Below are 10,487 nucleotides of genomic sequence, written 5' to 3' on the forward strand. Positions count from 1 at the left end.
CACAAGCGGGAGCGAGTCCCCGCAGGAATTTTTTTCTCCGGATTCCCCCTCACCATAACCATCCACCAGGACTGAAGACTCATATATAACCTCCCACCACCCCGTCCGCCGTCTTACAGAGGCGTCCTCGCATTTCAATTAACATTCTTCTTGCAATCCCGTTTCCGCTATGCTACCATAAATTCAAGCAGAGTTTCGTAAATCTATTTCAAATCTTAACATTCTCATGCCGGATATGGCATTCAAAGACTCTTTGCTTAACGATCCAATACACAGCGGGCAGGGAGGCGGAGATTCTTCCTACCGTGATTTTCAGGAAGGAAGAAAACTTATGATGGAAGAATTGAGACGATCTATGAAAATGTCCCGGCTTATTGAGGAACTGCCGTTTTCGGAGGACATGGAGTTTAATCTGAGTGATTTTGCACTGTTTCTGTCAGTCATGAAAAACCGGGAGGCGCATCAAAATGTATTGAGCATTATCATGGAAGAACCGGAACTGCAGCTGGCAGAAATCCATGTAGAAGAGGTTGTTTTGAACCGTATCGGCAAACGGGCCATCCGTCTGGACGCCTGGGCGGTGGATAACCGGAACCGGCACTATGCTACGGAGATGCAGAATGACACGGAGAAGGATGATGTAAGGCGGAGGGCACGGTATTATCAGGGACTTTTGGATACGCCTCTCTTAAAATCAGGCAGGGAGACCCGGTATAGACACCTTCCGTCCACGATTGTGACATTCATAACCCAGGAGGATATATTCGGACGCGATTTGGCAAAATACACCTTTAAGGAGCAATGTCAGGAAATAGCCGGTCTTTGCCTGGAGGATGGAACCACCAAGATTTTTCTTAATATGACAAGTAGAAACGGGGATCCTACCCTGGTCAGTCTGCTTCAGTACATGAAGAAGACGCGGCTGGACAATCCGGAGGTTGTGATAAGGGATGAAAGAATCCGGAAACTGGATGAAATTGTAACCGAAGTGAAGCAGTCAGAAGAATGGGAGGCTGTGAAGATGAGTATATTATCCGTTGGAATTGAGCGTGGCCGTGAAGAAGGCCTGCACGGCAAATTAAAAGAGCAGACCGCAAAAAAACTGGCTAAAGGGAAAAATGCAGAAGTCATAGCAGAAGAACTGGAAGAAGAGCTGCCTGTGATTGAGCAGTTGATCCGGGAACTGGAGGAAGAACAGAAATAGTGCAATAACACAAATAATGCAATAACAGAAACAATGCAATAACAGAAACAACACAATAATAGAAATACCGCAAGAATTAGAGATTTAAAACAAATAAGGTTTTCTTAAAAAGGGCAGTCCGGAAATTTCCGGAAGGCTCTTTTTGCATTGTATCACGTTGCCTGGGTAAAACCGTCCATAAACTGAAATCGTTATAAGCCAGAAAAATAGTCTGTATCGTTATAACCCGACTTTTGGGCAACTGCTATAATGATATTACAATGAAGAAGGGGGGATGAATATGAAATCACGCAGGTATTATAAAAGAAAAAACACATTCTTTTTATTTCTTATGCTGCTGCCCGGATGTCTTTATCTTCTGATCAACAACTATCTCCCGATGGCGGGAATCACCGTGGCTTTTAAAGATTACAATCCCTTAAAGGGAATCTGGGGGAGTGAGTTCTGCGGCGGTAAGAACTTTGAATTCCTGTTTAAGACAGCCGATATTTTCTATGTCATGAAAAATACGGTGCTTTACAATGCCGTTTTTCTTATATTGACCACGGCCGGAGGAATTGTGCTGGCGATTCTTTTAAGCGGGGTGAGGAACAAGATTCTGGTGCGCATCCTTCAGACCGTTTATTTACTTCCAACCCTGGTATCCAGCGTGATTCTCACCTATATGGTTCTTACGATGCTGGATGAAAAGTCAGGTTTTTTCAACAGCGCGCTTTTTCCTGCCCTCGGGCTTAATCCGGTCGCCTGGTACAGTGAGCCTAAAGTGTGGATTGTATTGCTGCCCCTTCTGAACCTGTGGTCCAATGTCGGGCAGACGAGCATTATTTATTATGCATCCCTGATTAGCTTTGACAGGACTTACTATGAGGCGGCATCCATGGACGGAGCTTCGCGTTTCCAGCAGGCGGTCTATATTACGGTTCCGCTGCTGAAAAGAACGATTGCGCTTATGGTAGTATTGGCGTTAGGACGGCTGTTTACCTCGAATTTCGGGTTGTTTTATCAGGTTCCTATGGATTCGGGCGCGCTGTACAGTACGACGAATGTGTTGGACACCTATGTGTACCGGGGGCTGATTCAGTTAAATGATATCGGGATGGCATCCGCAGCGGGGCTTATACAGTCACTTTTGGGTTTTGCACTGGTATTTTTGACAAATTGGGGACTGCAGAAGTACAGTCCGGAGAATTCGATTTTTTAGAAGGACTGGAAGGAGTGAGTGATGATGAGAGGAAAAAGGTTAAGTGATTACCTTGTGGAAATAGCGGGCGGCATGATACTGCTGCTGACAATGATATTCTGCCTGTTTCCCTTTTTACTGATGATATCGTCTTCCCTGACCTCGGAGGCCTCCCTGATTCGGGACGGTTACGGGCTGATTCCGCGTGAGTTTTCGCTGGCGGCTTATGAATATCTGGTCAGGGAACTTGGAACGATCGGGCATGCATACGGCATCACTCTGCTCGTCACGGCGGTGGGGGTGACGGCCAGCCTTGTGATGACGCTGCTGTTAGGGTATGTGATGGCCAGGAAGACATTTCCCTTCCGGAAGTTTCTGACGGTCTATGTGCTTTTGACCATGCTGTTTAACGGCGGGCTGGTTCCGACCTACCTTATTTATACACAGATGTTCCATATCCGCGATACCCTGGGAGCCCTCATTGTTCCCAATTTACTTCTGAGTGGATTTAATGTAATATTAGTTAAGAACTACTTTGCATCCACGATCCCGGAGGAGATTTACGAGGCCGCAGAGCTGGATGCGGATAATGAACTGAAAATTTTCTGGTATGTTGCCCTGCCGATGTCGAAACCGATTGTTGCGACGGTCGGCCTCTTTACGATGCTGAATTACTGGAATGACTGGCTGAACGGCCTCTATTACGTCAATGAGCCGCAGCTTTTCAGTATTCAGAACCTGTTGAACCGGATTCTGAATGATATGAACTATCTTCAATCGGGGGAAATGCTGATGGATGTGGGATATGTGCTTCCTTCCATGAGTATTCGGATGGCGATTGCGTTAATATCCCTGCTGCCGGTCGTGCTTATTTTTCCGATTTTCCAGAAATACTTTGTCAAGGGGATTACGTTTGGAGCGGTGAAGGGCTAGTCGTGGCAGTAATTTTCGCAGGTGGGATAGAGTGCAAAATGCCGTTTTTGGAAAGACATATATAATTACAGGGGCGGTGCAGAATGAAAGGGGCGGATTTTAGATGGAACTTCTGATTGTGGACGATGAATATTATGCGGTGGAAGGGCTGAAAAAGCTGATTAACCGGATTGATTCCCCGGTTCAGAACGTCTTCTGCGCTTATAATTTAAGAGATGCCAAACAGATATTTTTACAGAATAATATTGATGTGATGCTCTGCGACATTGAGATGGAGGAGGAGAACGGCATTGATCTGCTGCGCTGGGTCAATGATTACTCCCCGGATACGAAAACCATCTTTCTGTCATGCCACGACAGGTTCCGGTATGTCCAGCAGGCGCTTCAGCTGGGAGCGGTCAACTATATCCTGAAGCCGGTCGATGAGGAAGAGCTGACCCGCCTTTTAGATTCCGCCCATCAGATGATCCTGGAACAGAACAGGAGGTTCTGCGATTTAAAGCTGGCGGAGCTGATGAAAAAATATGTTCCGATTCATCAGAAGCGGGAGCCGGGGATGTCCAATTTGCTGCGGGAGGTGGATACGTTTATTGTGGACCACATTGATGAGTGCATCAGCCGCAAGGATGTGGCGGATCACGTATTTTTAAATGCCGATTATATGAACCGGGTCATCAAAAAGGAGACCGGCCTGTCGGTCGGAGAATATATTGTCCAGAAAAAACTGTCGGTTGCAAAGTTTCTGCTGCTGGAAACGGATATCCCGGTCGGTGATATCGTCTTCCGGGTAGGCTATACCAATGTGGCGTATTTTAATAAGTCCTTCAAGAAGGAGACGGGGGTAACACCCAGGGAATACAGGAGAAATCATACGGCGGAGGAGGCATTATGCAGGAGGGAGTAAGGGAAGAAAAATATTTCAGCATCAATTTCCGTTTCAGGATTATGACGGTATTTATCATCTGTGCCATGATTGTGATTCTCCTGCTCAATTATTCCCTGTCGATGAGGACATATGAAAAAAGCATTCTGGAGGCCAATTCCCAGCTCATGGATATGTCGATGAAAAGTGTGGATGACAGTTTGACGAAGAACAGCGAATTTCTGCGGATTATCCTGACGAATAACATGAATGTATATAATATGGCGGAAACGGAGACAGAGTCAGAGTCAAATCTGGCTCTTTATCGTTTGTTTCAGGATATGGAGAAAAGCATATTGGGGCTGACTTATTATGATGCATTCTTTATTCTGGACGAGAATTATAATACGTTTAATACCGTGGGAAATGATGAACTTTCCCTGGAGGAGAAGGATATTATGGGGAGGTATCTGAAAGAAAAACGCAGGGATCTCTCCTGGCAGAACGGTAACTGGCAGATACATCCCGTATCGTCCACAAATTATCTGCTGATTGCCGAAAATATGGACGGCATTATGATTGGCGCCTGGCTCAATATGGAACATCTGAGTGAGCAGATGGAGTCGGGGAGCTTCGGTGAGGGGGCCGCCGCCTTTTTTACGGACGGTGACGGAAAAGTGCTGTCCGGTTCTTTCCCCTCTGCCGGCGGAACCCTTTCCATGAAAAAAGGAGAGAAGATATACAGGGCGGAAAATGGGGAGCGTTACCTGGCGGTGGAACGGGAATCCCGGTTCGGCGGTCTGGTGCTGCATACCATGGTTCCGATGGATAAGATAGCCGAGGAACTGTCAACGGCGCGCAATGTCACGTATATCACAATATTCGGATTCGCGGTCCTTCTGATATTCCAGATCTATTTTTTCAAGGTTCTTCTGGTGGGTCCGTTAAATGAACTGGTCCTGGCCATGCGTCTCATTAAAGAGGGGGCGGACATGCCGAAGGCACGCCCTGGAAATGTTGCCAATGAATACAGGGTGGTTTATGACACGCTGGATGAGATGGTGGACGAGATTAAAGAATTGAAAATTAAGGTATATGAGGAAGAACTGAGGAAAAACGACATCATGATGGAGTATTTAAAACAGCAGGTCAACCCTCATTTCTTCCTGAACTGCCTGAATATTATCTACAGTCTGACCAATATGGAAGATTACCGCTTAATCCGGCAGATGGTAGAGTACCTGATCAAATATTTCCGCTATATCTTCGGAAAAACGGACGAACTGGTGCTGATCCGGGACGAGATTTCCCATCTGGAAAATTTCCTGCATATCCAGGAGATGCGCTATCCGAACCGGTTCCGCTATCAAATCAGGGTGGATGAAGAGGCGGGAACGGAGAAGATACCGCCGCTTCTGATCCAGACATTTGTGGAAAACTCCATCAAGCACTCCGGCATGCTGTCCAGCAACCAGCTTCTGGAAATTAAGGTCGGCGTTACATGGGGAGAGGAACTGGAAATTACGGTATCCGATAACGGAAAAGGGTTCAGCTTGGAAATACTGAAAAAACTGCGCAATAAGGAAAGCATTCTCTACGACAACCGGAAACATATCGGCATTGAGAATGCAATCCGCCGGACTAACGTGATTTATAACGGGGAGGAAAAAATCTCTTTTTACAATGAAAACGGCGCCCATGTAAAGATTGTGCTTCCACGGACCTACGTTCCAAAACATACCTTTTAACGGCCAAAACAGACGTCTTAAATGTCGCCCCAACAGGTCGGATTTGTTATAACACCGAATGAAACGGCTGTGGTAAACTCAGGTTATGAATTATATGAGGGAACAGCAAGGAGGGTAAGATGGAGGAACAGAGAATTTCTTTATCGGAGACAAATCAGGACGCATTTATGCGTCTGCGTCTGAACACGAAAACGGAAGGCCCAAGGCCTGCGCTCGTGTATTTTCCTGGGGGCGGTTATCACAATATCCATGAGCCGAGCGTAGAGCCGGTTGCCGGTTTTTTCAGGAAAAAGGGGTTTCATGTTTTTGTAGTCAACTATTCAATCAATGAGAAGGCGGCCTATCCGGCCCCGCTTCTGGAAGCGTCCAGGGCGGTGTGGATGGTACGGAAAAACGCTGCCGAATGGAATGTGGATCCGGAACGCATCAGCCTGCTGGGCATGTCCGCCGGCGCCCATCTGTGCACCGCGCTGAGCACGATGTGGCAGTATGAGGAATGCCAAAGGGACGGTATGCCATACGGCGGAAACAGGCCGAATGCCATTGTCACGGGATATACGCCGACAATATTTGCCGACTTTTTTGAACAGCCGCCGGAAGTGCTGGCCAACTTTAAGGGCCAGGGGCCCGGTAATCTTCTGGGAAAGGAAGGGACGCGCTGGGCGGATATTCACGAGCTGACGACCCACGACCTTGTTACCAAAGATACATGTCCCGCTTTCCTTTGGAAATCCACAACGGATTTTCCGGGAGATACGTTCGCCTATGCCAATGCGCTGAAACGGGAAGGGATTCCGTATGAGGTTCATGTATTTTATGACGAGGGAGTTAACTGCGTGGGAATGGGAAAAGAAGGAGCATCGGCCAATACAATGATGTGGCCGGAACTGGCGGTTAACTGGCTTTACAAGGTTCTGAGAATCGAGGTTTCATAAGGAAAAGGGGAGGTGGGAAACTTGAAATTCAGGCGAAAACGGTGGTTGTTCCTGCTGCTTGCCCTGGGGGCGGCGATCCTGGCGAACGGCTGCAGCCGCAGGGAAGAGGATAAAAAGGAACAGGAAGTGCCGGTGCTGAATGTTATGTTTGCATCCTATGGGGGCAGCATACCTTCTGACCTTCAGGACGTGGAAAACGCCCTTAACGTGATTCTGGCGGAGAAAATAGGGGCGGCGGTAAAGCTGAATGTTTTTTCCTCCTCGAGTTACGATACGCAGGCCAACCTGATGCTGACCGGGGATTCGGTGGATTTGATGGCCACCAGCACCAACACAAGCTACGCACAGTGCGTGACAAAAGGTTATTTTATGGAGATGGATGAACTGCTTGAGCAGTATGGACAGGGAGTAAAGAAGTCGCTCGGGGAAGAACTCCTGCGCTGTACCCGCGTTAATGGAAAAGAGTACGGGGTTACCGGGATTCCTCTGGTAATGGCGCAGGATACCAGCTTTGCGGTCAGCAATGATATTCTTAAGTGCTGCGGGATTGATCTTTCCTCCGTCCATACGGTGGAGGATGTGGAGCAGGTTCTCCAAACGATTAGGGACAACCATCCCGACATCATCCCGCTTGCCAATGCAAGTACAAAGCTTGGGTATAAGAGCCTTCAAAACCTGTTTTTAAACGGCCATGGACTGGAGGATCTGGGGGACGGCTGCGTGCTGGATTACGCGACAATGACGGTTTCAAGTCTTTACAGCCATCCGGTTTACGAGGAGCTTGCGGCACTTATAAGAGACTGGCACGGAAAAGGCCTGCTGATGCCGAACGCCTCGACCAATACGGATTCGCGCAACAGCCTGATGAATGCCGGACGTGCGGCCGCAAGTGTTGCCTTCTCCTATAACCCGGCGAATTCCATGCGGGAGGACGCGATGTACAATACGACGACGATCCATCTGGGAAACAGCCCGATTCTTGTGACGAGCATGATGCAGCTTACCTGTTGGGGAATTCCCGTTACATCGGAGCATCCCGACAAGGCAATGCAGTTCTTAAACCTTCTTTACACGGATGCGGAGATTGGCAATCTGCTGCAATATGGGATAGAGGGCGTTCACTATGAAAAGACGGAAGAGGAGAACGTGATCCGGTATCCGGACGGCGTGGATGCAACCACTACCGGTTATTTCCTGAAAAGCCCCGGAATTACGGATATTAACCCGGAATGCTTTGTGATGGAACCGTTACCGTCGGATATTTATGAGCAGGTCCTGGCGTTTCGTGACACCTTTGCCGTATCACCGATTGTGGGATTTACGGCAGATATGACGGCCTGCAAATCGGAGGTGGCAGCCGTTGCCAATGTGATGGCTCAGTATGTGAACCCTCTGCTTTCGGGTGTGGTGGATGTGGAACAGGTACTGCCGGAGTTCCGACAGAAACTAAAGAGCGCGGGTCATGAAACAATTATCAGAATGAAACAGGAACAGCTTGACAAGTGGCTGAGTGAGAACAGATAGAGGGAGGATTTATTTTACAGTGGAAGCAAAAGAATATGTGTTTTTATCGGAGTGCCTGGGCGGCGAAGCCAAGGTTATGATTTTTGTACCCAAAAACAGGGAAAACGACGGAAAAAATTCCATTCCGGTATTGTGGACAGTGGGACCGGGCGATCACAGAAAATGGATGATGCAGAGCGATGTCTGCCGTCTGGCGGAGGAGGCCGGGATGGCCGTAGTCAGTGTGGACACCACGGATACCTGGGGAGGTTTAAACCGGCCCGCTGAGAATTATTATTTTGAAGATTACCTGACCCGGGAACTGCCGGCCTTGGTAGAAACGGTTTTTCCTGCCTGCCGGGAACCTGAATTTAATTATATTACGGGTTTTTCAAAGGGCAGTTACATCGCTTTCAGGATGGGAATGAGCCATCCGGAGAGGTACGGAACCGTCATCTCGATTGGGGGCGGAGGACTGGATGCCTACAGTTTTTACTATGATATCGGAACAATGAATCCGGGACTGATTGAGCGGATGTTCGGCCTTAAAACACCGGAAGAATTTGAAAAATCCGACTACAATCCGGAAAATCTGGTTGACCGTCTTTACCGGGACGGCAGGAAACTGCCTGCGCTCTACCTTTTCTGCGGTGAAAAGGATGCGCTTGCCAGGGTGGTAAACGTGAGACTGCATATGAAGCTTGAGGCATTAAATATCCCGCACAAATTTACACTCTTTGACAGCGGACATGACTGGGTTACTGTAAACAGGAGTATTGAGAAAGCGATAGAAGAAATGGGGAGGTCATTATGGAGTCGACGGTAACAGTGAATCAGACGGCAAAGCATACATTTTTTACAAGGACATTCGTGGTAATACTGGTAATCCAGTGTTGTTATAATATGGCGGCGACTTTTATCGCCACCCCCATCGGACGCCAGGGAGTCAGCCTTGGGGCCAGCATGACATTTCTGGGGATTCTGTCTTCCGTTATGTCCGGAATGTACATGGTAATGCGTCCGGTCGCCGGAATCGCCATTGACCGTATCAATCCGAAATACGTGCTGATCGGGCAGTATACCCTGCTTGTTACCTCCTACGTATTATCGGCGGTGGCCGGAAATCTGGGAGTTTACGTTGCCAGCCGGCTGGTATACGGCCTGGCCTTCGGCGCCATCGGCGTTACGATGCCGACGGTGGTAGGCCGCGCAATGCCAAAGGAAAAGATGGCCCAGGGGCTTGGTCTTTATATGATGCTTCCTCTGGTGCTGAAGATTTTTACACCGAACATTTCCCTTTTCCTCGTGGATAACTGGGGATTTGCCGCCAGCTATACGGTATCAATTATTCTGATTGCCATAGCCCTAATCCTGCTGATCACTCTGAAAATTGATTTTACAGCAGGGGTGAAAAAAGAGAAAAAGAAATTTTCCTGGAATAATATTATCGCGGTGGAGGCATTTCTTCCGACGCTGTCCAATATTTTTACGGGTATGGTTTTTACCGCCGTTATCATGAATATCGTAGTATACGGGGACGCTATGGGATTTGGACAGATTGCACTGTTTATGACATTCTATAACGGCGCCCAGGTGGCGACCCGCGGACTGGGAGGCTATCTGGCGGACAAAATCGGAATCCGCAGGACCATGTATCCCTGTCTCATTCTGATGATAGCCACCGTGGCGATTCTGGGGAGCACGGACAACTTTACCATGGTACTGGTGGCGGCCGTCCTGTTCGCCATTGGGTTCGGCGGTGCACAGCCGGTTATGACGGCAGTCTGCATGAGAACCGTGAGCCGTGAACGTGCGGGAGCAGCCAATGCGACCTATATGCTGGGAGCCGACGTGGGAACCATGATTGCCTCCACCGTAGTCGGTGTGCTTATTGATGCGTTTGGGTTCCAGCAGATGTATCTGTACATGATAATTCCGGGAGTGATGGCGCTTTTGACCTTTGCGCTGACGATGAAGGTGATGGGGAAACAGATTATTGCTGCAAGCCGGAAGGAAGGGGTTGAGGAATGAGAACGCCGCCGGGACGGCCGGGGCGGAATGGTGAGAGGGAGGTTGTGAGTCTTCAGTCCCGGTTTGGAGGTTGTCGCGGGTGGGGAATCCG

At 48.5% G+C, this 10,487-nt stretch carries 9 protein-coding genes; all 9 read left to right on the forward strand.

Translation table 11 applies throughout. The features are described 5' to 3' along the window. Positions 1-331: 331 nt before the first annotated feature. The 9 genes from QZT18_RS22595 to QZT18_RS22635 all read left to right on the forward strand — a co-directional run bounded on the left by QZT18_RS22595 (position 332) and on the right by QZT18_RS22635 (position 10,396). Positions 332-1,204: a hypothetical protein gene (locus tag QZT18_RS22595; protein ID WP_294151835.1), complete on the forward strand. Its 873-nt coding sequence runs from the start codon at positions 332-334 to the stop codon at positions 1,202-1,204. Positions 1,205-1,484: 280 nt separating this feature from the next. Further along, complete coding sequence (locus tag QZT18_RS22600; protein ID WP_294151837.1) at positions 1,485-2,405, forward strand: ABC transporter permease subunit; 921 nt, start codon at positions 1,485-1,487, stop codon at positions 2,403-2,405. A gap of 21 nt (positions 2,406-2,426) precedes the next feature. Beyond that, on the forward strand, positions 2,427-3,317 hold the full coding sequence (locus QZT18_RS22605) for a carbohydrate ABC transporter permease (protein ID WP_294151839.1): 891 nt from the start codon (positions 2,427-2,429) through the stop codon (positions 3,315-3,317). 103 nt (positions 3,318-3,420) lie between these two features. Beyond that, complete coding sequence (locus tag QZT18_RS22610) at positions 3,421-4,221, forward strand: response regulator (RefSeq protein WP_227030543.1); 801 nt, start codon at positions 3,421-3,423, stop codon at positions 4,219-4,221. Continuing rightward, positions 4,206-5,927, forward strand: coding sequence for a sensor histidine kinase (locus QZT18_RS22615; protein ID WP_294151848.1), 1,722 nt, complete (start codon positions 4,206-4,208; stop codon positions 5,925-5,927). The genes QZT18_RS22610 and QZT18_RS22615 overlap by 16 nt, the downstream gene beginning before the upstream one ends. Positions 5,928-6,046: 119 nt before the next feature. Further along, a complete protein-coding gene (locus QZT18_RS22620; RefSeq protein ID WP_294151850.1) occupies positions 6,047-6,862 on the forward strand; it encodes an alpha/beta hydrolase in 816 nt (271 codons plus the stop codon). A gap of 21 nt (positions 6,863-6,883) precedes the next feature. Beyond that, positions 6,884-8,386 carry an ABC transporter substrate-binding protein gene (locus tag QZT18_RS22625; RefSeq protein ID WP_294151852.1) on the forward strand — a complete coding sequence of 501 codons (1,503 nt, stop codon included), beginning with the start codon at positions 6,884-6,886 and terminating at the stop codon, positions 8,384-8,386. Between the two features lie 19 nt (positions 8,387-8,405). After that, positions 8,406-9,191 (forward strand): alpha/beta hydrolase family protein, encoded by a 786-nt coding sequence (locus tag QZT18_RS22630; RefSeq protein ID WP_294151854.1) that lies wholly within the window; start codon positions 8,406-8,408, stop codon positions 9,189-9,191. Then, on the forward strand, positions 9,176-10,396 hold the full coding sequence (locus QZT18_RS22635; RefSeq protein ID WP_294151857.1) for an MFS transporter: 1,221 nt from the start codon (positions 9,176-9,178) through the stop codon (positions 10,394-10,396). Before QZT18_RS22630 ends, QZT18_RS22635 begins: the two co-directional genes overlap by 16 nt. The last annotated feature ends 91 nt before the right edge of the window (positions 10,397-10,487 follow it).

Source organism: uncultured Clostridium sp. (assembly GCF_900547735.1).
Classification (GTDB): domain Bacteria; phylum Bacillota; class Clostridia; order Lachnospirales; family Lachnospiraceae; genus Otoolea.

Bases quoted from the DNA above. Each gene is read 5' to 3' on its own strand.
- QZT18_RS22635 (WP_294151857.1), top strand. From the start codon at position 9,176: ATGGAGTCGACGGTAACAGTGAATCAGACGGCAAAGCATACATTTTTT.
- QZT18_RS22615 (WP_294151848.1), top strand. From the start codon at position 4,206: ATGCAGGAGGGAGTAAGGGAAGAAAAATATTTCAGCATCAATTTCCGT.
- QZT18_RS22610 (WP_227030543.1), top strand. From the start codon at position 3,421: ATGGAACTTCTGATTGTGGACGATGAATATTATGCGGTGGAAGGGCTG.
- QZT18_RS22600 (WP_294151837.1), top strand. From the start codon at position 1,485: ATGAAATCACGCAGGTATTATAAAAGAAAAAACACATTCTTTTTATTT.
- QZT18_RS22620 (WP_294151850.1), top strand. From the start codon at position 6,047: ATGGAGGAACAGAGAATTTCTTTATCGGAGACAAATCAGGACGCATTT.
- QZT18_RS22605 (WP_294151839.1), top strand. From the start codon at position 2,427: ATGATGAGAGGAAAAAGGTTAAGTGATTACCTTGTGGAAATAGCGGGC.
- QZT18_RS22595 (WP_294151835.1), top strand. From the start codon at position 332: ATGATGGAAGAATTGAGACGATCTATGAAAATGTCCCGGCTTATTGAG.